Raw genomic sequence first — 19,480 nt, 5'->3', positions numbered from 1 at the left:
TTCAAATCCAAAACCACACTAGAATCCATTAATTAATTCGTGCGGCTTTTGAATCCGAAATTCGCTCGCCGCGCTGCTCCAACGTGATGCGAATTTCGGATTCGCCGCACGAGCATCACGCCTTGGCGATGTGCTTTTTCCAGTACCGGATTTGCTTCCTCACTTCCGACGGCGCGGTGCCGCCCAAGCTCGTGCGGCTCTTCACCGAGTTCTGCACGGCAAGCACGGAAAACACGTCCGCCGTGATGCCGGGATGAATGGACTGCAGGTCTTCCAGCGGCAGCCTGTCGAGCCCGATCTTCTTCTCTTCGGCCAGCGCTACCGCGCGGCCGGTGACATGATGCGCCTCGCGGAACGGCAGGCCGAGCGTGCGCACCAGCCAGTCGGCGAGATCGGTCGCCGTCGCATAACCTGACCCGGCGGCCCTCTTCATGGCGGCGGCGTTCACCGTCATGTCGCGCACCATGCCGGTCATCGCCGCCAGCATCAGGTCGAGCGTTTCGGCGGCGTCGAACACGGATTCCTTATCTTCCTGCATGTCCTTGCCGTAGGTCAGCGGCATGCCCTTCATCACCGTCAGCAGGCCGACCAGATGGCCGGTGACGCGGCCGGTCTTGCCGCGCACCAGCTCGGCGGCGTCGGGGTTCTTCTTCTGCGGCATGATCGAGGAGCCGGTGGAGAATGAGTCCGACAACCTGACGAAGCCGAATTGCGGCGTCGACCAGATGATGATTTCTTCGGCCAGTCGCGACAGATGCGTCGCGCAGATCGCCGCCAGCCCCAAAAACTCGAGCGCGAAATCGCGGTCCGAAACGCTGTCGAGGGAATTGCGCATCGGCTCGCGAAAGCCGAGCGCCTTGGCCGTCTGGTGCCGGTCGATCGGAAAGCTGGTGCCGGCAAGCGCGGCCGCACCGAGCGGGCTTTCGTCCATCCTTTCGATAGCGTCGCGAACACGCGACAGGTCGCGCGAAAACATTTCGACATAGGCCATGCAGTGATGGCCGAAGGTTACCGGCTGCGCCGCCTGCATGTGGGTGAAGCCCGGCATCACCGTTGCCGCGTGCTCCTCGGCCCGCTCCAGGAATGCCGTGATCAGGCCCTTCAGCGCCTCGGCGACGCGAAAGCACTCGTCCTTGACCCATAGCCTGAGATCGACCGCCACCTGGTCGTTGCGCGAACGGGCGGTATGCAGGCGGCCGGCAGCCGGCCCGATCAACTCGGCAAGGCGCGCCTCGACATTCATGTGGATGTCTTCCAGCCTGGTCGAGAACTCGAACGTGCCGGCTTCGATCTCTGCCAGGATCGTGTTCAGCCCGTGAGCGATTTTTTCTTGATCGGCCGCCGAAATAATGCCGGTTTGCGCCAGCATCTCGCTGTGGGCGACCGAGCCTCTGATATCCTGCGCATAGAGTTTGCGGTCGAACGAGATCGACGCGTTGATCGCTTCCATGATCGCGGCCGGACCCGAGGCAAAACGTCCGCCCCACATCTGGTTGCTGGCCTTCTTGTCGCTCATCGCTATAACCCGTGCTCCGGAGCAGTTTCAAAAAATGGCAGACGGCAATCGATTTTTCCCGGCCCCGCGCCTCATCCTCGCCGCTTTGGTGGCAGGCGTGCTTGCCGGCGCGGTCGCGGTATATGTCAGCGAAAGCGGTTCTGGCAACAACGCCCCCGCTCAAGTCGCGGTTGGCGACAGCAAGGACGATGTCGCATGCGCCGCCAAGGCCGACCGCGCTAAGACGGTCGCGGCGGCTGCCACCGGCCAGGTCGCCGCACTTTTGCCGGCCGATCCGCCGCAATCGCTGAAGGGCCTTGCCTTCAACAGCCCCGACGCCAAGCCGATGACGCTCGCCGACCATGCCGGCAAGACGGTGCTGCTCAATCTGTGGGCGACATGGTGCGCGCCCTGCCGCGCCGAAATGCCGGCGCTCGACGCGCTGCAGAAAGAAATGGGCAGCGGCGCCTTCGAGGTCGTCGCGGTCAACGTCGATGCCGGCAACGACGCCAAACCGAAGAAGTTCCTCGAGGAAACCGGCGTCGAGTCGCTCGGCTACTACCGCGACTCGACGATGGCGCTGTTCAACGATCTCAAGACGCGCGGCCTGGCGCTCGGCCTGCCGGTCACCATGCTGATCGACGCGGAAGGCTGCCTGATTGCCCACATGAACGGCCCGGCCGAATGGTCGAGCCCGGATGCCAGGCGGCTGCTCGAGACGGCGCTCGGCAAGTCGGACTAATGCATGTCGCGCAAAAGTGCGCAGCGGTTTTGCGATTACGAAATGCATCAAAACAAGAACCTAAAGCGCGTCGCATGAATCCATTCAAACGCGACGCGCTTTAGGCGCCGGCGATTGCCGCTCACCGTCCCCTTTGTGCGAACAGTAAGCCGGCTTTTCAATTGCTTTCCATCGGCTCTCATTTCGAGCCGTGCACTACTTTAAGTGGAGATCGAGTTCATCGATCCGCAACAAATCCGTTGTCCAATTGTCACGAGCGGCACATATTGCCTTTGCGAGAGTGCCCCTTTCGCCAATGACAAAACGGGAGATGAAACATGAAGTTCTTCGGCTTCGCGGCCGGTGTCGCCGCCACCATGACCCTGCTTTCCACCACCTCCGCCTTCGCCGTCACGCAGATCAGCTGGTGGCACGCCATGACCGGCGCCAACGCCGAGGTCGTCGACAAGATCTCCAAGGATTTCAACGCCAGCCAGAGCGACTATGAGCTGGTCCCGGTGTTCAAGGGCACCTATCCCGAGACGCTGAATGCCGGCATCGCCGCCTTCCGCGCCGGACAGGCGCCCGATATCCTCCAGGTGTTCGATGTCGGCACCGGCGTGATGATGGCGGCCGAGGGTGCGATCAAGCCGGTGGCCGAGGTGCTGACCAGTGCCGGGATGACCTTCGACAAGAGCCAGTATCTGCCCGGCATCGTCGGCTATTATTCGAAGCCGGACGGCACCATGCTGTCCTTCCCCTACAACTCCTCCTCGCCGATCCTCTACTACAACAAGGACATCTTCCAGAAGGCGGGCCTCGACGTGAACAGCCCGCCCAAGACCTGGAACGAGGTGTGGGAAGCTGCCAAGAAGATCAAGACGAGCGGCGCCGCCTCTTGCGGTTATACCTCTACCTGGCTGACCTGGATCCATCTGGAGAATTTCGCGGCATGGAATGATGTGTCCTGGGCCACCCAGCAGAACGGCCTGGCCGGCGGTGATGTCGAGCTCAAAATCAACGCGCCGATTTTCGTCAACCACTTCCAGGCGCTCGCGGACCTCGCCAAGGACGGTACCTTCAAATATGGCGGGCGCACCTCCGAAGCCAAGCAGATCTTCCTTGCCGGCGAATGCGGCATCTTCACCGAATCGTCGGGCGGTCTCGGCGATATCGTCAAGTCCGGCATGAACTATGGCATCGGCCAGCTTCCCTACGATACCGACGCCAAGGGCGCACCGCAGAACACCACGCCGGGCGGTGCCAGCCTGTGGGTGTTCGGCAACAAGTCGGACGAGCAATACAAGGGTGTCGCAGCCTTTTTTTCCTATCTGTCCAAGACCGATGTGCAGGAGTATCTGCACCAGAAGTCGGGATACCTGCCGGTGACGCTCGCTGCGTACGAGGCGACCAAGAAATCAGGCTTCTATGAGAAGAACCCCGGCCGCGAGACGCCCATCCTGCAGATGACGGGCAAGGCGCCGACCGACAACTCGAAGGGCGTGCGCCTGCCAAATCTGCCGCAGGTGCGCGATATCCAGAATGAGGAGTTCGAGAAGATGCTGGCCGGCCAGCAAACCGCTCAGCAGGCGCTCGACAATGCGGTCACGCGCGGCAACGCCGCGATCAAGGAAGCGCTGGAGAACTGACGAGATTATCTCGGTCTGTTTGAATATCGCCCACGCGAGCTCGCGTGGGCGTCTCCTGAGAGTGCGAGGGAAATCAGCCTGTCTCCACGCGTCGTCTTTCCCAACAAGATCCTGCCCTACCTGCTGGTGGCGCCACAACTCGCCATAACACTGGTTTTCTTCTACTGGCCGGCCGGTCAGGCGCTTTATCAGTCGATGCTCAGACAGGATCCGTTCGGGCTGAGGACCAGGTTCGTCTGGTTTGCCAATTTCCGCAAGGTGCTGGCCGATCCGGCCTATCTCAACTCGATCCAGGTCACCGTAGTGTTCTCGCTTGCGACCGCGATCGTTGCCATGGTCGTGGCCCTTTTGCTTGCGGTCATGGCCGAGAAGGCGGTGCGCGGCAAAGGCCTCTACCGCACGCTGTTGATATGGCCCTATGCCGTGGCGCCGGCGATTGCCGGCATGCTGTGGCTGTTCCTGTTCAATCCTTCGATCGGCTCGTTAGCGTATTTGCTTAGAAGCCTCGGCATCGCCTGGGATCCGCTGCTCAATGGCACCCACGCCATGATCCTGCTGGTGTCGGCGGCTGCCTGGAAGCAGATCAGCTACAATTTCCTGTTCTTCGTCGCCGGCCTGCAGGCGGTGCCGAAAACGCTGATCGAGGCGGCGGCCATGGACGGCGCCGGCGAGACCAAGCGCTTCTGGACCATCGTCTTCCCGCTGCTTGCGCCGACCACCTTTTTCCTGCTGGTCGTCAACACCGTCTATGCCCTGTTCGACACTTTCGGCATCGTTCATGCCGTCACCGGCGGCGGGCCGGGCAAGGCGACCGAGACGCTGGTCTACAAGGTCTATAATGACGGCTTCGTCAATCTGATCCTGGGTGACTCGGCGGCGCAGTCAGTCATCCTGATGGCCATCGTCATTGCCCTCACTGCTATCCAGTTCCGCTACGTGGAACGCAAAGTCCACTACGGCTGAGGCAGCGATGATCGGCCAGTCACCGCTCCGCACCTTCATTGCCCATGCCGTGCTTATCCTCGGCATATTGATCGTGGCTTTCCCGATCTACTACACCTTCGTTGCCTCGACACACACGCTGCAAACCATTCTCAGGCCGCCGCTGCCGCTGTTGCCCGGCGGCCAGCTGTGGAACAATTATAGCGAGGCGCTGTTCGGCGGCATTGGCCGCATCGGCGGCGTCAGCGTCGGCCAACTGCTCCTCAACACCACGATCATGGCGCTCGGCGTTGCGGTGGGAAAGATCTGCATCTCGATCCTGTCGGCCTACGCGATCGTGTTCTTCCGCTTCCCGCTGCGCATGACCTTCTTCTGGTTGATCTTCATCACCTTGATGCTTCCTGTCGAGGTGCGCATCCTGCCGACCTACAAGGTGATGGTCGATCTCGGCATGATCGACACCTATGCCGGCCTGATCATCCCGCTGATCGCCTCGGCCACCGCGACGCTGCTGTTTCGTCAGTTCTTCATGACCATACCGGGCGAATTGGTCGAGGCGGCGCGCGTCGACGGCGCCGGGCCATGGCGCTTCTTCTTCGATATCCTCTTGCCGCTGTCGCGCACCAACATCGCGGCGCTGTTCGTGATCCTCTTCATCTACGGCTGGACGCAGTATCTTTGGCCGCTGCTGGTCACCAACAGCAACGACATGAACACCATCGTCATCGCGTTGAGAAAGATGGTTTCCTTCGCCGATGCCGATACCGAATGGCACTTGGTCATGGTCACGGCGATGCTGGCCATCGTGCCGCCGATCCTGGTGGTGGTGCTGATGCAACGCTGGTTCGTGCGCGGCTTGGTCGAATCCGAAAAGTGAGAAGCTGATGGCGACCGTCGATCTAAGGGACGTGAAGAAGGTCTATCCCAGCGGCGTCGAAGCCGTGAAGGGGGTCTCCATCGCCATTCCCGACAAGGAGCTTTGCGTGCTGGTCGGCCCATCCGGCTGCGGCAAGTCCACCCTGCTGAGGATGATCGCCGGGTTGGAGACCATTTCTGCCGGCACGGTCGCCATCGACGGCAAGGTGGTCAACGCCATCGGCCCGACCGAGCGCGACATCGCCATGGTGTTCCAGAACTATGCGCTCTACCCGCATATGAAAGTCTATGACAACATGGCCTATGGCCTGCGCAATCGCGGCACGCCGAAGGACGAGATCGACAGCAGGGTGCGTTCGACCGCCAAGGTGCTGGAGCTTTCGGCGCTGCTCGACCGGCGGCCGCGTGAGCTTTCCGGCGGCCAGCGCCAGCGGGTCGCCATGGGCCGCGCCATCGTGCGCAATCCGAAAATCTTCCTGTTCGATGAGCCGCTCAGCAATCTCGATGCCAAATTGCGCGGCCAGATGCGGGTCGAGATCAAGAATTTGCAGCGCACGCTTGGCGTCACCTCGGTCTATGTCACCCACGACCAACTCGAAGCGATGACGCTGGCCGACATCCTTGTTGTCATGAACGCCGGACTGGTCGAGCAAACGGGCGCGCCGCTCGACGTCTACGAAAAGCCGGCCTCCACCTTCGTCGCTTCCTTCATCGGCGCGCCGCCGATGAATCTTCTGGCGCTGACCGGAAGTTCCTCAGGCCCGATGCTGGCTGACGGCACCGCGATCGGCTTTGCGGCTCCCGAAACACAAGCCGTGACATTGGGGTTTCGCCCTGAGGATGCCGACGTCACCTTCAATGCGGAGGCGCTGCCCGGTGCGCTCGTCCTGCCGGCGACAGTCGAAGCGGTCGAGCCGGTCGGTGCCGAAAGCTTTCTTCACTGTGCCGCAGCCGGCAGCCGTATCATCGTGCGCGTCTCAGGGCGCGCCACCGCAAAGCCCGGCGACCAGTTGCGTGTCGTGGCCAAAGCCGAAAGGCTGCACTGGTTCGATCAGGCTGGAAAGCGGGTCGATTGAAGCCGACCTGTCGGCCTGACTGGCGCGCGGTGATAGGCGCAAGAGCGTTCAGGTAAACACATGCGCCTTGCCCAACACCGTCAGCCGGACGATCTCGCCTACCACCGGTGTGTCCATGCCCGGCTTGCGCAGGATCAAAGGCGTGTTGCCGATCGCGGCTGCGTCCGGCGGATCGGGACTGTTCAAGAGCCGCACCGCGATGGTGCACATCGAGCCGGCGAATTCGGACTCCGTCACTTCGCCGAACAGCATGTCCGGCGTGCCCGACATCCCTTCGCGCGACGTCCGTTTCAGCAGCACCTGTTCCGGCCGCAGCATGATGCGGACGACATCGCGCCGTTCGGTGCTGTCGACGGCGATGCGGCCGAGCGGCGAGTTGGCGAAACCGTCCGCGATCTTGGCCGGCAGGATGATGGCGTCGCCGAGGAATTCGGCGACCATCCTGTCCTTCGGTTTGAGATAGAGCTCGCGCGGCGTGCCGACCTGCGAGAATTTGCCGTCGCGCATCACCGCGACCTGGCTGGCAAAGGACAGCGCCTCGGCCTGGTCATGGGTGACCAGGATCGTGGTGATGCCGGCGGTCTCCAGAAGCTCGGCCACCGCCTTGCGCATCGAGGCGCGCAGACCGGTGTCGAGCGCCGAGAACGGCTCGTCGAGCAGCATCAGCCGCGGCTTCATGGCCATGGCGCGGGCCAGCGCCACACGCTGCTGCTGGCCGCCGGAGAGCTCGTGCGGCCGGCGTTTCAGGATCGCCTTGTCGAGCCCGACGATATAGGCGAGTTCGGCGATGCGCTCGCTGCGCTTATCCTCGTGATGCCGCATGCCGAAGCCGATGTTGGCGGCGATGCTCAGATGCGGGAACAGGGCGCCGTCTTGCGCCACCACGCCGATACCGCGCCGGTATGCCGGCACGGCGGCGCCGCCATTGGCCAGCACCTCGCCGTCGAGCACGATGCGGCCCTGGTCCGGCGCCTCGAAGCCGGCGATCAGCCGCAGCAAGGTCGTCTTGCCGCAGCCGGACGGCCCGACGATTGCCGTGCGGCTGCCGCTTGCCACGCTGAGGTCGACACCGGCCAGTGCGGCCACCGGGCCGTAGTGCTTGTGCACATCGGTGAGTTCGAGGAAGCTCATCGTCCAGCCATCCGCTTCGACTGGACATAGAGCAGCCAGGTTAGGGGCAGCGACATCGCCACCATGATGAGCGCGTAGGGTGCGGCGGAGGCATAGTCGATCTCGCCGCTGTGGGCCCAGAACGCCATCGCCAGCGTGCGGGTGCCGTTGGGCGCCAGCATCTGGGTGGCGGTCAATTCGTTCATGATGCCGAGCGCCACCAGCGCCATGCCCGCCGCGGCACCCGGCGCCGACAGGCGGATCGTCGTCGACCACAGCGCTTTGAGTGGTGATCGGCCAAGGCTGGCGGCGGCGCGTTCGAGCTCGACCGGCGCCTGCGCGATCGACGCCCGCAGGCTGATCAGGGCGCGCGGCAGGAACATCAGCGCATAGGCAACGAGGATCGTGAACAGGGTCTGGTAGAGCGGCAGAGCGATGCGCACGGTGATGGTGACCAGCGCCAGCGCCACGACGACGCCGGGCAGCGAGCCGACGATGTAGTTGCAACCCTCCAGAAGCCGCTGCAGCGGTCCCGGCGCGCGGATCGAAATCCAGGCCATCGGCATGGCGGCGATGGTGGCGAGCAGGGCGCCGGCGAGCGCCAGGAACAGGGTCTGGCCGAGCGCCAGGCCGATCTCGTCGAGGCGCCAGACATTGGCACCGCCGGCCACAAGCCAGCGGCCGATGGTGACGAACGGCACGCCCAGCGCCAGCAGGGTGGTGACCACCGGCAGCAGCAGGCAGGGGATGGTGGCGCGGCCGAGCCTTGTGCGTTGCTGCTGGCGCGCGGCGCCCGAGCCGACGCGGGCATAGCGCTCCTCGCCGCGCACCAGCACTTCGATCCCGAGCAGCACGAAACAGCATGTCACCAGCACCGCAGCCAGCATGTTGGCGGCGGGGCCGTTGAAGGTCGACTGGAACTGGTCGACGATCGCCGTGGTGAAGGTATCGAAGCGGATGAACACGTAGAGGCCGTATTCGGCCAGGAGATGCAGGCCGACCAGCAGCGAGCCGCCGCAGATGGCGAGCCTGAGCTGCGGCAGCACGACCCGCCGGAACACGCGCCACGGCCCAAGGCCGACGGCTGCCGCCGCATCTTCGAGAGCAGGATCGAGCCGGCGCAAGGCTGCCGCCACCGGCAGATAGAGGAACGGGAAATAGGCGACGACGGAAACCAGGACGCCGGCCCACAGGCCATGCAGTCCCGGCACCAGGGTGATCCAGGCATAGCTGTGGACGAAGGCGGGGATGGCGAGCGGCGCCACCGACAGCCAGGCCCACAGCCGGGCACCGGGAAGACTGCTGCGTTCGGTCAGCCAGGCCAGCGCCACCGAGAGCACGATGCAGATCGGTACCGCCAGCACCACCAAAAGCAGGGTGTTGACCAGGAGCTCGCCGACGCGAGGCCGGAAGACCAGTGCCGATACGGTTTCCCAGCCGGTCTGCACGGCAATCCAGATGATGAAGGCGAGCGGCAGCAGGGAGAAAAGTGAGACCAGGATGGCGGCGAGCGAAATCCAGGATATCGGCCGCCGGCTCGTCCATTGCCCAGCCGCCATGCCGGTCGGCAAGCCTGAACGTGCAAGGTCGGCCGCAGACTGCATCAGCTCAGACGCCGCGCCGCTGCCGCCCGGTGGCGGAAACGGTCGAAGGGCCGCAAACACGGCCAAAAACACAGCTTGTCGTCATCGACGAATGCCATCTCGAAAAACAGAGCGCTCCTGCGGAAAGCGAATTCCCGCAGGAGCGCAGTCGGTTGCCCTTTTAGGACGAACGCTGACTAAAGCAAGCCGGCTGCCGTCATCAGATCGGTCACCTTCTTGGAGTTCAGCGTCGTTGCGTCGACCTTCGGCGCCTGCAGATCGGCCAGCGGCACCAGCGCCGGATTGGAATCCGCGCCTTTGCCGACCGCGTATTCGAAGGAATTGCCGGTCTTCAGCACGTCCTGACCACCCTTGCCGGTCACCCATTTCAGGAATGCCTGGGCCTCCTTCGGGTGCTTGCTGGAGGCCAGCACGCCACCGCCGGAAACCGAGACGAACGCGCCCGGATCCTGGTTCTTGAAATAGTGGAGCCCGACGTTCTTGCTGTTCTCGCCGGTCTTGGCCTGGTCGCCGTAGTAGTAGTAATGATAGATCACGCCGCCTTCGACCTCGCCGGCATTGACCGCCTTCATCACCGTGCTGTTGCCTTTGTAGGCGGTGAAATTCTCCTTCATCGCCTTCAGCCAGTCGGCGGTTGCGGCCTCACCCTTGAGCTGCAAAAGGGCGCTGACGATCGCTTGGAAATCGGCGCCGGAGGGCGAAGCGGCCCAGCGTCCCTTCCAGCTCGGATCGGCGAGTTCAAGCAGCGACTTGGGCAACTGCTCGGCGGTCAGCTTGGTCTTGTTGTAGGCAAAGACGGTGCTGCGCGCGGCGATGCCCACCCACTTGCCGCTGGTCGGCTGGTATTCCTTGGGAATCTGCGCCTGCGTGTCGGCGTCGACCGGCGCGAACAGGCCGGCGGACTCGACCAGCACCATGGCGGGTGAATTTTCCGTCAGGAACACGTCGGCCGGCGAGGCGGCGCCTTCGGCGACGATCTGGTTGGAAAAATCGCTGTCGCCGCCGTGGCGAACGGTGACCTTGATACCAGTTTCCTTGGTGAAACCTTCCACCCAGGCATTGGTCAGGCTCTCGTGCTGGGCATTGTAGACGACGATGCCGCCGTCCTGGGCCATCGCCGGGCCGGCGATCAGGCTGATTGCAAGTGCCGTGGCACCGGCAAGGGCGGAAAGAGCATATTTCATGGACGTCATCCCTCTCGATCTCGATGGTCTTGATTTAGCAAGGCTGCACCTATCAATTCATGACCGGTGTAGTCAACATTGATGAGGTGCGTAATGGGGCGCCGGAGGTGAAACCTTCGTGATGTTCCCATATTTTGGCTTGGACATTATTTCGCCAGCACGTAACAAATCAGCGCCGAGGCGCGAATATCGGGGAGTGAACTCTTGTGACCGGCAAGGACGAGGCCGAGCTTTCCCGGCTGATGCAGGCCGCGATCGCGGGAGATGAAAAAGCTTACGCCGACTTTCTGCGCCGGACGGCTGCTCTCGTTCGCGGCTTTATCAGGCGCAAGATCGTGCAGGGCGGGGTCGATCCCGAGGATGTCGTGCAGGAAACCTTGCTGGCCATTCATGTGAAACGGCATACCTGGCGGCAGGATTTACCTGTGCTGCCCTGGGTCTACGCCATAGCGCGTTTCAAGCTGATCGACGCCTTTCGACGGCGCGGGCGGCGCATCGAGATCGAGATCGACGAGATCGCCGAGACCTTCGCCGAGCCGGAGGCCGAGACGGTCAGCGAGCGCGACATCAATCGGGTCTTGGACGGCCTGCCGCCGGCGCAGCGTTCCGTGGTTTCGTCGGTGTCGGTCGAAGGCCGTTCCATCGGCGAGACGGCAGCGAAGTTCGGCATCAGCGAGACGGCGGTGCGCGTGTCGCTGCATCGTGGTCTCGCAGCTATTGCCAAACGGTTCGGGGCCAAACAATTCGGGCGGGCCAAGTAATTCGGGCGGGGAATGACATGAGGACCGACGATCTCATCAAGGCGCTCGACGCCGATGCCCGCAGCACGGCGATGCCGCTTGGCTCGGCCTGGTGGGCAGGCGCAGGTGCGGCTACGCTGATCGCGGCGGTCGTGTTCTGGCTGGCGATCGGCCCACGCACCGACATCGCGACCGCCATCTATACGGCGCGGTTCGTTGCCAAGTTCGTGTTCACGATGGCTCTGGCGGTCAGCGCCTTCGCCTTGATCCGCGCCCTGTCGACGCCCGGTGCATCGACGAGCAGGCTGGCCGCCTGGATGATTGCCGCACCGCTGCTGGTGGTCATAGCCGTGGTGCTGGAACTCCTTTCGGTGCCTGCGGCCGACTGGGGCAGGCGGCTGGTCGGCAGCAACATGCTTATCTGCCTGACCTTCATTCCGCTGATCGGCATCGGTCCGCTTGCCGTCTTCCTGGCGGTGCTGCGCTATGGCGCCCCGACGCGGGCGGTGCTTGCCGGATCGGTGGCGGGCCTGCTCGCCGGCGGGCTGGCGGCAAATTTCTATGCCGCGCACTGCTTCGACGATTCGCCGCTTTTCGTCGCCACCTGGTACACGATCGCGATCGCCATCCTCGCCGCTCTCGGCGCTCTCGGCGCCCGGCTTTTCGTGCGCTGGTAGCGACAGCCCGCCAGCGGAGACCGTGATGCTGTAACGTCAAAACTCATTCATTTCTGAACGACCTGGTTCGACCCGTTGCGGAAGTTCGTTCGCCCGTGCCGAATTCACGCCCTTGACCCGAAGGCGACACCCACACGTCAGATTCTGAATGGCAGCTCTGCGCCTGATATCGGTCATACAATATCTGGTCGGCACGAGCCGCTAGCGGACATTCAGCGGGATAAGCGTATCGCATCACAAGGCGAGATCGCGCACAGCAACGAAGGCGCGATTTGTTTCGGCAGCGCGACGCGACTTCTCTTCCAACACGTCGATTAGCGACACCTTGCGCGACAGGACTTCATACAGATCGAGCCCATCAGCGCAGATGAGATTGGTTTGCCGTCCCCTCGAAAACGCCTCTAGCCCTTCGGCTCGAGGGTGTTGCTGTTGACGAAATAGCCGAACGGCTCGGCGCGAGCGATCACGGCGTCGGCGTTGAGCGGCGTATAGTTCACCCCGTCTTCGACAAGCCGCAGTACATTGATCAGCCGGCGCCTGACGAGCGGCGGCTTGGTGCCGTTCGGATCGCGATCCGTCAGGATGACGTGCGGGATGTTGGGGCGCTCGGCATCGCCTTCCACCAAAATCACGCCGCGCGCGAAGAAGATTTCGCCGCGGCTGACGTCGATTGTAGCGCTGCAGGTCCGCCTCGTCTCGCTCTGTAAGGGGCGCCTTTGCGGTTGAAACCGCTATCGTCGTCTCCTCCTGACATCATGGCGCAGCAGCACGATCGAACGGATTGGAGTGACGCTGGCGATATGCGGTGAGTGCGTCGTCAGGATTGTCGTGAGCGGCGGCGTATCCCCTCGTCATCCCCGGTATTGCCGAGGAAATAACGATAGACGAGCCGCTGCAGAGGCGGGTGGAGATGGGCTTTTGGTTCCTCAACCACGAAGAACGTATGATCCCGCTCGCCGTCTGTGACGAGCCGGTCGAGTTCGAGGCTCTTCAGCGCCAGGAAGATCAGGTTTGCCGCGCCCAGGCTGGCGTCCCCGATACCACGCACGCCATTGTCGATCAGCATGCGCAAACTGCGCAGCAGCGCATCTACCCGTGTGGGCGCGAGACCAAGCGTCAATGGGATCGCGTGCTGTTCGCCGGCTATCTCAATCAGACGCTCGCCTATCCGTTGCGCCGTAGCCACCACCTCGGCGCGGCCCACCAGGTCCGCCTGCGCTTCGCTGACTAGCTCCTGGATTTCTTCCCGCGCATCCTTATCCAGTGGGGTCGCCAACTGTTCGATCAACGGCCCTGAGCGGTGAATTGCGCCAGTTCGAGACATCCTTCTCGGCATCGCGCAGTGCGACCTGCACGTCGAGCGGCAGCATCCGGCGCAACGAAGAGCCGATGGACATCTCGGGATCGTCGCCGCCGAAGATGATATACTCGTAGTCGGCCAAGCTCTCCGATCGCGTCCGAGATTAGCTTTCGGTTGGAAGCGGTAGGTCAGACGCGCGACCATCGGCGGACCTGGGTCCACCACGCAGTCGCCTAGATGAGCCATCAGTAGCGGATCGTCGGTGAAGTCGGTTAGCTCGACGGAAATCTCGACGAGCTCTCCAAGTTTATCCGACCCCAGCCCGTCCCAGAAATGTTCAAGGCCGAGTTGCCGGTCGCGCTCGGACAAACCGGGATCGAGGATCAGTTGCAGAGCGCGAATGAAGTTGCTTTTGCCGACCTTGTTCTCGCCGACCATGACTATGCTGTCGCCCGTCTACGTCGAGGCCCGAAAGTTGGCAAAATTACAGATTTTTACTCGTGATATGCGCAAATCTCGTCCCCCACTTCTTCACGCAACCTCATCGCACTGCAGATTTAGCATTGCAAGACATGAGTCCGCTATATTGGCATCAAGTCTTCGATGACGGACTGTCTTCTTCCGGCTCCAAAACTGAAACAGCTATTTAGGGCTCCATCCGGGTGGAAAGTTGCCGTGCACGTCGCCTTGTGGGACGAGCAAGGGACGCCACCTGGCGGCCAATAGCGATGAAGATTTCGTGGACCACAACGGCGTGTGGCGCGCCCAGTCCCGCTCGGTGAACCGGGTACTAAGCCGCGCCACCCTGTCCATACGGACTTGCCCGTCAAAGTCGTCTACGAGACGGCGCCCGAGTAACTTGCGCCGTGTGGCGCTGCGCAACAGCGGCAGCAGCTTAACTCCTTCATGGAGCTTGCCGTTGGGACTGGAGCAAGATGAGATTCTCCGCCGCCGAGTATGACCGCGGGCTGTAGGCGCCGGATCAGATCACGAAAAAATCGTCGGCCAGCAGCGTCGGCCTGTTCGTCAGCGTCGCGAGTTGTGTCACGCCGCCTGCGACGTTTCCGTTGGAATCGTAAAACAACTCACCCGTAACCTTGTCATAGACGATGTGGTCGTCGGCGTCGTGCGCGCTAGTCCCAGCGAAGAAGTACCTTGGCTCGAGGGCTCCGGTAGCTCCAAGCCCCTGCATTACCGAATTCTGGAGCCTGAATGCATCGGCCGTATGGTTGAAATCCGTGATGATGTCGCGGTTGGCCACTGAGAGCGGCGCGCTGAAAACGAAGAAATCGTTGCCGGCGCCACCAGTAAGCAGGTCAATGCCGAGGCCGCCCGTTAGTGCATCGTTGCCACCCCGCCCAAGCACGGTATCATTGCCTCGGCCGCCGTCCAGTTTGTTGTCGCTGTCGTTGCCGTCGAGCACGTTGTCGAGGGAATTTCCCGTGGCTCCGACGTTGGCGTTTCCGGTCAGACGCAGATTTTCTACCAGCCGGCGATCGACCGCCAGTGAGTACGTGACCAAGCTGAAAATCTGGTCGAGGCCCGCTTCGTCGATGATGTTGTCCAGTACATTGTCCACATAATAGGTATCGTTGCCGGCTCCGCCATTCATCAGGTCGGCCCCGGTCCCGCCATCGAGAAGGTCGGTGCCATCATAGCCCGCTAACCGGTCGCTACCCGCCCCGCCCCTTATGATGTCGTTGCCGGCAAGGCCGTCCAGCGCGTTATTCCCATTGTTCCCGGTCAGCTCATTGTCGGAAGAATTGCCGCGACCATTGATAGCGCCAAGGCCGATGAGGGTCAGATTTTCGACATAGCCTGGCAGTGAATAGGTGCTCGAGCTGAACACCCAATCGTTGCCCGCCGCATCGCCCTCGACCACGCGGTCGAGCGCATTGTCGACATAGTAGGTATCATTGCCTGCGCCGCCCTCCATCTTGTCGATTCCGACTCCGCCGTCGAGCAGGTTGCTGCCAGCGTTGCCGACCAGCGTGTTGTCGAGTTCGTTACCCATCGCGTCGATGTCGGCAACGCCGGTGAGTGTGAGCTGCTCTATTTGCTGGCCGGACAGCGAATACGTCATCGAGGTGATGACCACATCGATCCCGGCGCCGTCAGCCTCGATGACTACGTCGAATGCGTTGTCGACGCGGTAGGTATCGTTGCCCAAACCGCCGGACATTTTGTCAGCACCAGCTCCGCCGTCCAGAACGTCATCAAAGTTGCCGCCGTTCAGGATATCCGCCGCATCCGTCCCGGTCAGGTGCTGCTCCATTACGTCCGGCGCGGCATAGGCACGCACGTAGTCGATGACCATCTTGTAGGTGCCGGACGCCCGCTCGACCTCAAGGGGGTTCATGGCAAGCGAGGCCAGCATATAGAGCGGCGTGCGGAAGGACTCGCTCATTGGAAAGCGGCTCAGCTCCTTGCCGTCATAGTACACGGTGATCCAGTCCGTCGTGATCCTCGCGCCGTAGGTGTGAAACGCCCCGTCGAACATCGAACCGGGGAGGCCCGTATAGTTGCCTTTCGAAGCGTGGCTTTCCTTATTGCTCAAGTGCACCGCCTGGTGATGACCATCGGGATCGCCCCCATACGCTTCAACGATGTCGACCTCGACGCGTGGCACAGTCTGATCGGGCGACAGCATCCAGAAAGCCGGCCAGGCTCCTGCCCCGCCGTGAAAGGCTGCGCGCATCTCGAAGTACCCGTACTCTTGCGCGAAACCCTGGCCGGCGCTGTTAACCGTTTGCATCGTTCCCGACTGCCAGACGCCGTCCACCTGCTTCATGGTAATGGTCAGCTTCCCGTCAGAGACGGAGAACGGATTCGTTGCCCCCACCGGCGACATGAACGTGGCGGCCCCATAGGGGGCGTGCACAGGCGCGAACCACTTGCCGGTGCCGTTGTTCGGCACGACATCAAGCGTGTTGAACTCGTCAGAAAAGGAGAGCTTGAACCCGGAGAGGTTCAGCTTCGATCCCTTGTACTGTCCGGTCCAATCGCCAGGAAGAGCAATCGCAGCCATTGATAGGCTCCTTGTTCTCGCAACATTTTCGCGGTCGACCCCCCACCAAGATCTAAACGTCCATTTGTTAACGGAAAGGTAATGGACACCGATTCCGCCGCAAATGGGGTCAGTGCGGTTATCCCCAACGCTTCACGAGAAATTTGGGAGAAGTCGCAAATCGGTTGACGTAGCCGGCACACGATACTGCGTATCCTCCGATACCGTGACGCCGGGCTCGAAGTCGCCGCAACCAGCCGCTCCTTCTCCGCCCGCGACCAGCGCCGCCGGCGCTGCACCGAGGTGATCACTTCCACGCGCGCAACCGTCATAGGACTTCTCCCAGGATTATTCCCCGGACTTGCAATGTTCGTCCTAAGGCGACAAGGCGGCCTTCACCGTAGGCTTACGTTGTAGGCCGCGGAGGCGGCCTTCAGTCGGGGTTTCAAGAGGCTCACGGCGTCTCGCCAGCGGGGTGGCGCGACGGTCGGCGCAGATAGGATGGCCGAACGTCCGTTTTCTCAATCCGAATCGGACCTGCAATCTCGCCTCCGGAATGACCATTAGGGGTCAGGTCACGACAATACTGACACCGGACTGAATGTCCGCTCTTGAAGATCGGCAGCTGGAAGCCGCCAGTCCGCTGTCGGCCCGAACGCGGTCTTCGATCCGCGGCCACGAAGCTGTCGCGGGAACAGCCGCATGGTCTTCACTCAGCGCGACCGCGCGCGATGTCCGTTGGCTCGTATCGCCGGTCAGCGGGTCGGAACCGGATGCTCGCCGCGATAGTCGTAGAAGCCGCGTCCGGTCTTGCGGCCGAGCCAGCCGGCCTCGACATATTTCACCAGCAGCGGGCAGGGGCGGTATTTCGAATCCGACAGGCCGTCATGCAGCACCTGCATGATCGACAGGCAGGTGTCCAGGCCGATGAAATCGGCAAGCTGCAGGGGTCCCATCGGATGGTTGGCGCCGAGCCGCATGGCGGTGTCGATCGCGTCGACCGAGCCGACCCCTTCATAGAGCGTGTAGATCGCCTCGTTGATCATCGGCAGCAGGATGCGGTTGACGATGAAGGCCGGAAAATCCTCCGAGACGGTGATCGTCTTGTCGAGATGGTTCACATAGGCCTTTGCCGCTTCGAAGGTCTGGTCCTCGGTGGCGATGCCGCGCACCAGTTCGACCAGCTTCATCACCGGAACCGGATTCATGAAATGGATGCCGATGAAACGCTCCGGCCTGTCGGTCTGCGCGGCGAGACGCGTGATCGAGATCGACGAGGTGTTCGTCGCCAGGATGGCTTCCGGATTGAGCTGCGGACAGAGCTGGGCGTAGATCTTGCGCTTGACCGTCTCGTCCTCGGTCGCTGCTTCGATCACCAGATCGGCACCGGCAAGGTCGGCCATGGCCGGTGCTGCCGAAATGCGCGCCATCGCCTCGTTGCGCAGTTTTTCCTCGAGCTTGCCGGAGCCGACCTGGCGGGCCATGTTGCCGCTGATCGTGGCGATGCCCTTTTCGATGCGCTCGGGCGAGATGTCGTAAACCAGCACCTTGTAGCCTGCAAGCGCGGACACATGGGCGATGCCGCCGCCCATCTGGCCCGCGCCGATGATGCCGATCGTCTCGATCTTGTTCATTACACCGATCCCGTCAAAAGGCCTTTGCGGCCTGCTTTTTTGTGCGGTGCAAACTAAAAGGGCGGGGCGACTTCGTCTACCCCGCCCTTCACAATTTAGTACGCTTTGGCAGAAGGCGTCAAAGCGCCTTTTGCAGTTCCGGCAGAATGACGAAAAGGTCGCCGACCAGGCCGTAATCGGCAACCTGGAAGATCGGCGCTTCCTCGTCCTTGTTGATGGCGACGATGACCTTCGAATCCTTCATGCCGGCAAGATGCTGGATGGCGCCGGAGATGCCGACGGCAATGTAGAGATCGGGTGCGACCACCTTGCCGGTCTGGCCGACCTGCCAGTCGTTCGGCGCATAGCCGGCATCGACTGCGGCACGAGAGGCGCCGACGGCGGCGCCGAGCTTGTCGGCGATCGGCAGGATGACTTCCTGGAACTTCTCCGAGGAGCCCAGCGCACGGCCGCCCGAGATGATGATCCTGGCCGAAGTCAGCTCCGGACGATCGGTCTCGGAAAGCCTGTTCTCGACGAAGCTTGACAGGCCGGGATCGGCAGCTGCCTGAACCGTCTCGACCGGGGCTGAACCGCCCTCGGGTGCAGCCTGGAAGGAGGCGGTGCGCACGGTGATCACCTTCTTGGCGTCGCTCGACTGCACCGTCTGGATGGCGTTGCCGGCATAGATCGGCCGCTTGAAGGTGTCGGGCAAGACAACTTCGATGATCTCAGACACCTGCGCGACATCGAGCAGGGCTGCCACGCGCGGCGCGACATTCTTGCCCGACGAGGTCGCCGGCGCGACGATCGTGTCATAGGCGTCGGCCATGCCGACGACGAGCGCCGCCAGCGGCTCGGCGAGACGCTCGGTGAGTTCGTCGGCTTCGGCGAGCAGCACTTTGCTCACGCCGTTGAGCTTGGCGGCCGCGTCGGCTGCCGGCCTGGCGCCGTTGCCGGCGACCAGCACATGCACGTCGGAGCCGATCTGCAGTGCCGCCGAAAGCGCCTTGGCGGTCTGGTCGGAAAGTGTCGCATTGTCGTGTTCGGCAATCAGAAGAATTGTCATCTCTCTATTCCTTGATCCACTTCAGTGGGGACGTCTCGGATTCATGTCGGGCCGAGTCGAAAACGATTGGGTTCGGGAACCGTAGCGAAGCGTACTTCAGTACGTGAGCCTAGGTGAGCGGAGAAACCGGCCGTTTGCAGGCCGGCCTCATCGGATTTCATTAAAGCACGCCAGCTTCGTTCTTGAGCTTGTCGACCAGCTCGGCGACGTTCTTGACCTTGACGCCCGCCTTGCGGCCGCCCGGCTCCTCGGTCTTGATCACCTTCAGCCGCGGCTTGACGTCGGCGCCGTAATCGGCGGGAGATTTCTCGTCGAGCGGCTTCTTCTTGGCCTTCATGATGTTGGGCAGCGAGGCATAGCGCGGCTGGTTGAGGCGAAGATCCGCGGTGACAATCGCCGGCATCTTCAACTCCACCG

The 19,480-nt window shown here is 62.4% G+C and carries 17 protein-coding genes; 7 read left to right on the top strand and 10 right to left on the bottom strand.

Annotated features, from left to right (window positions below; all coding sequences use genetic code 11):
* Positions 1-115: 115 nt before the first annotated feature.
* Positions 116-1,516 (bottom strand): argininosuccinate lyase, encoded by a 1,401-nt coding sequence (argH, locus tag NMG70_RS32120; protein WP_254028199.1) that lies wholly within the window; start codon positions 1,514-1,516, stop codon positions 116-118.
* A gap of 34 nt (positions 1,517-1,550) precedes the next feature.
* On the opposite strand from argH, the gene tlpA reads away from it, so the two are divergent.
* From tlpA to NMG70_RS32095, 5 genes are all read left to right on the top strand, one after another.
* Complete coding sequence (tlpA, locus tag NMG70_RS32115; RefSeq protein ID WP_254028198.1) at positions 1,551-2,237, top strand: thiol:disulfide interchange protein TlpA; 687 nt, start codon at positions 1,551-1,553, stop codon at positions 2,235-2,237.
* A 317-nt stretch (positions 2,238-2,554) separates the two neighbouring features.
* Entirely contained in the window at positions 2,555-3,865 is a 1,311-nt protein-coding gene (gene ugpB, locus NMG70_RS32110) for a sn-glycerol-3-phosphate ABC transporter substrate-binding protein UgpB (RefSeq protein WP_254028197.1), read from the top strand.
* A gap of 78 nt (positions 3,866-3,943) precedes the next feature.
* Positions 3,944-4,828, top strand: a complete 885-nt coding sequence (ugpA, locus tag NMG70_RS32105) for a sn-glycerol-3-phosphate ABC transporter permease UgpA (protein ID WP_254028271.1) — start codon at positions 3,944-3,946, stop codon at positions 4,826-4,828.
* 7 nt (positions 4,829-4,835) lie between these two features.
* Entirely contained in the window at positions 4,836-5,684 is an 849-nt protein-coding gene (gene ugpE, locus NMG70_RS32100) for a sn-glycerol-3-phosphate ABC transporter permease UgpE (protein WP_023797226.1), read from the top strand.
* A gap of 7 nt (positions 5,685-5,691) precedes the next feature.
* Positions 5,692-6,759 (top strand): sn-glycerol-3-phosphate import ATP-binding protein UgpC, encoded by a 1,068-nt coding sequence (locus NMG70_RS32095; RefSeq protein WP_254028196.1) that lies wholly within the window; start codon positions 5,692-5,694, stop codon positions 6,757-6,759.
* 48 nt (positions 6,760-6,807) lie between these two features.
* On the opposite strand, the gene NMG70_RS32090 is transcribed toward NMG70_RS32095, so the two are convergent.
* The 3 genes from NMG70_RS32090 to NMG70_RS32080 form a co-directional block, all read right to left on the bottom strand.
* Positions 6,808-7,890 (bottom strand): ABC transporter ATP-binding protein, encoded by a 1,083-nt coding sequence (locus NMG70_RS32090; RefSeq protein ID WP_254028195.1) that lies wholly within the window; start codon positions 7,888-7,890, stop codon positions 6,808-6,810.
* Positions 7,887-9,473 carry an ABC transporter permease gene (locus NMG70_RS32085; protein WP_254028194.1) on the bottom strand — a complete coding sequence of 529 codons (1,587 nt, stop codon included), beginning with the start codon at positions 9,471-9,473 and terminating at the stop codon, positions 7,887-7,889. The genes NMG70_RS32090 and NMG70_RS32085 overlap by 4 nt, the downstream gene beginning before the upstream one ends.
* A 176-nt stretch (positions 9,474-9,649) precedes the next feature.
* On the bottom strand, positions 9,650-10,657 hold the full coding sequence (locus NMG70_RS32080) for an iron ABC transporter substrate-binding protein (protein WP_254028193.1): 1,008 nt from the start codon (positions 10,655-10,657) through the stop codon (positions 9,650-9,652).
* A gap of 206 nt (positions 10,658-10,863) precedes the next feature.
* Here NMG70_RS32080 and NMG70_RS32075 point away from each other — a divergent pair, with 206 nt between their 5' ends.
* Positions 10,864-11,418, top strand: a complete 555-nt coding sequence (locus tag NMG70_RS32075; protein WP_254028192.1) for a sigma-70 family RNA polymerase sigma factor — start codon at positions 10,864-10,866, stop codon at positions 11,416-11,418.
* A gap of 17 nt (positions 11,419-11,435) precedes the next feature.
* Positions 11,436-12,074 (top strand): NrsF family protein, encoded by a 639-nt coding sequence (locus tag NMG70_RS32070; protein WP_254028191.1) that lies wholly within the window; start codon positions 11,436-11,438, stop codon positions 12,072-12,074.
* Between the two features lie 401 nt (positions 12,075-12,475).
* Here NMG70_RS32070 and NMG70_RS32065 read toward each other — a convergent pair whose 3' ends face one another.
* The 6 genes from NMG70_RS32065 to NMG70_RS33465 all read right to left on the bottom strand — a co-directional run.
* Positions 12,476-12,724, bottom strand: a complete 249-nt coding sequence (locus NMG70_RS32065; RefSeq protein WP_436798506.1) for a TOPRIM nucleotidyl transferase/hydrolase domain-containing protein — start codon at positions 12,722-12,724, stop codon at positions 12,476-12,478.
* Positions 12,725-12,891: 167 nt separating this feature from the next.
* A complete protein-coding gene (locus NMG70_RS32060) occupies positions 12,892-13,812 on the bottom strand; it encodes an ATP-binding protein (protein ID WP_254028189.1) in 921 nt (306 codons plus the stop codon).
* Positions 13,813-14,356: 544 nt separating this feature from the next.
* Positions 14,357-16,402, bottom strand: coding sequence for a family 16 glycosylhydrolase (locus NMG70_RS32055; protein WP_254028188.1), 2,046 nt, complete (start codon positions 16,400-16,402; stop codon positions 14,357-14,359).
* A 734-nt stretch (positions 16,403-17,136) separates the two neighbouring features.
* Complete coding sequence (locus NMG70_RS32050; RefSeq protein ID WP_254028187.1) at positions 17,137-18,015, bottom strand: 3-hydroxybutyryl-CoA dehydrogenase; 879 nt, start codon at positions 18,013-18,015, stop codon at positions 17,137-17,139.
* A gap of 118 nt (positions 18,016-18,133) precedes the next feature.
* On the bottom strand, positions 18,134-19,063 hold the full coding sequence (locus NMG70_RS32045) for an electron transfer flavoprotein subunit alpha/FixB family protein (RefSeq protein ID WP_254028186.1): 930 nt from the start codon (positions 19,061-19,063) through the stop codon (positions 18,134-18,136).
* 160 nt (positions 19,064-19,223) lie between these two features.
* The coding region (locus NMG70_RS33465; RefSeq protein ID WP_436798503.1) for an electron transfer flavoprotein subunit beta/FixA family protein at positions 19,224-19,480 on the bottom strand (257 nt) is incomplete at its 5' end.

The sequence above is a fragment of the Mesorhizobium ventifaucium genome (assembly GCF_935822925.1).
Classification (GTDB): domain Bacteria; phylum Pseudomonadota; class Alphaproteobacteria; order Rhizobiales; family Rhizobiaceae; genus Mesorhizobium; species Mesorhizobium ventifaucium.
The sequence above is the reverse complement of the archived record's forward strand: the minus strand, read 5'-3'. Positions and strand labels throughout refer to the sequence as shown.

Coding starts and splice junctions, on each gene's coding strand:
- argH (WP_254028199.1), bottom strand. CDS start 1,516: ATGAGCGACAAGAAGGCCAGCAACCAGATGTGGGGCGGACGTTTTGCC.
- tlpA (WP_254028198.1), top strand. CDS start 1,551: ATGGCAGACGGCAATCGATTTTTCCCGGCCCCGCGCCTCATCCTCGCC.
- ugpB (WP_254028197.1), top strand. CDS start 2,555: ATGAAGTTCTTCGGCTTCGCGGCCGGTGTCGCCGCCACCATGACCCTG.
- ugpE (WP_023797226.1), top strand. CDS start 4,836: ATGATCGGCCAGTCACCGCTCCGCACCTTCATTGCCCATGCCGTGCTT.
- NMG70_RS32095 (WP_254028196.1), top strand. CDS start 5,692: ATGGCGACCGTCGATCTAAGGGACGTGAAGAAGGTCTATCCCAGCGGC.
- NMG70_RS32090 (WP_254028195.1), bottom strand. CDS start 7,890: ATGAGCTTCCTCGAACTCACCGATGTGCACAAGCACTACGGCCCGGTG.
- NMG70_RS32085 (WP_254028194.1), bottom strand. CDS start 9,473: ATGCAGTCTGCGGCCGACCTTGCACGTTCAGGCTTGCCGACCGGCATG.
- NMG70_RS32080 (WP_254028193.1), bottom strand. CDS start 10,657: ATGAAATATGCTCTTTCCGCCCTTGCCGGTGCCACGGCACTTGCAATC.
- NMG70_RS32070 (WP_254028191.1), top strand. CDS start 11,436: ATGAGGACCGACGATCTCATCAAGGCGCTCGACGCCGATGCCCGCAGC.
- NMG70_RS32060 (WP_254028189.1), bottom strand. CDS start 13,812: ATGGTCGGCGAGAACAAGGTCGGCAAAAGCAACTTCATTCGCGCTCTG.
- NMG70_RS32055 (WP_254028188.1), bottom strand. CDS start 16,402: ATGGCTGCGATTGCTCTTCCTGGCGATTGGACCGGACAGTACAAGGGA.
- NMG70_RS32050 (WP_254028187.1), bottom strand. CDS start 18,015: ATGAACAAGATCGAGACGATCGGCATCATCGGCGCGGGCCAGATGGGC.
- NMG70_RS32045 (WP_254028186.1), bottom strand. CDS start 19,063: ATGACAATTCTTCTGATTGCCGAACACGACAATGCGACACTTTCCGAC.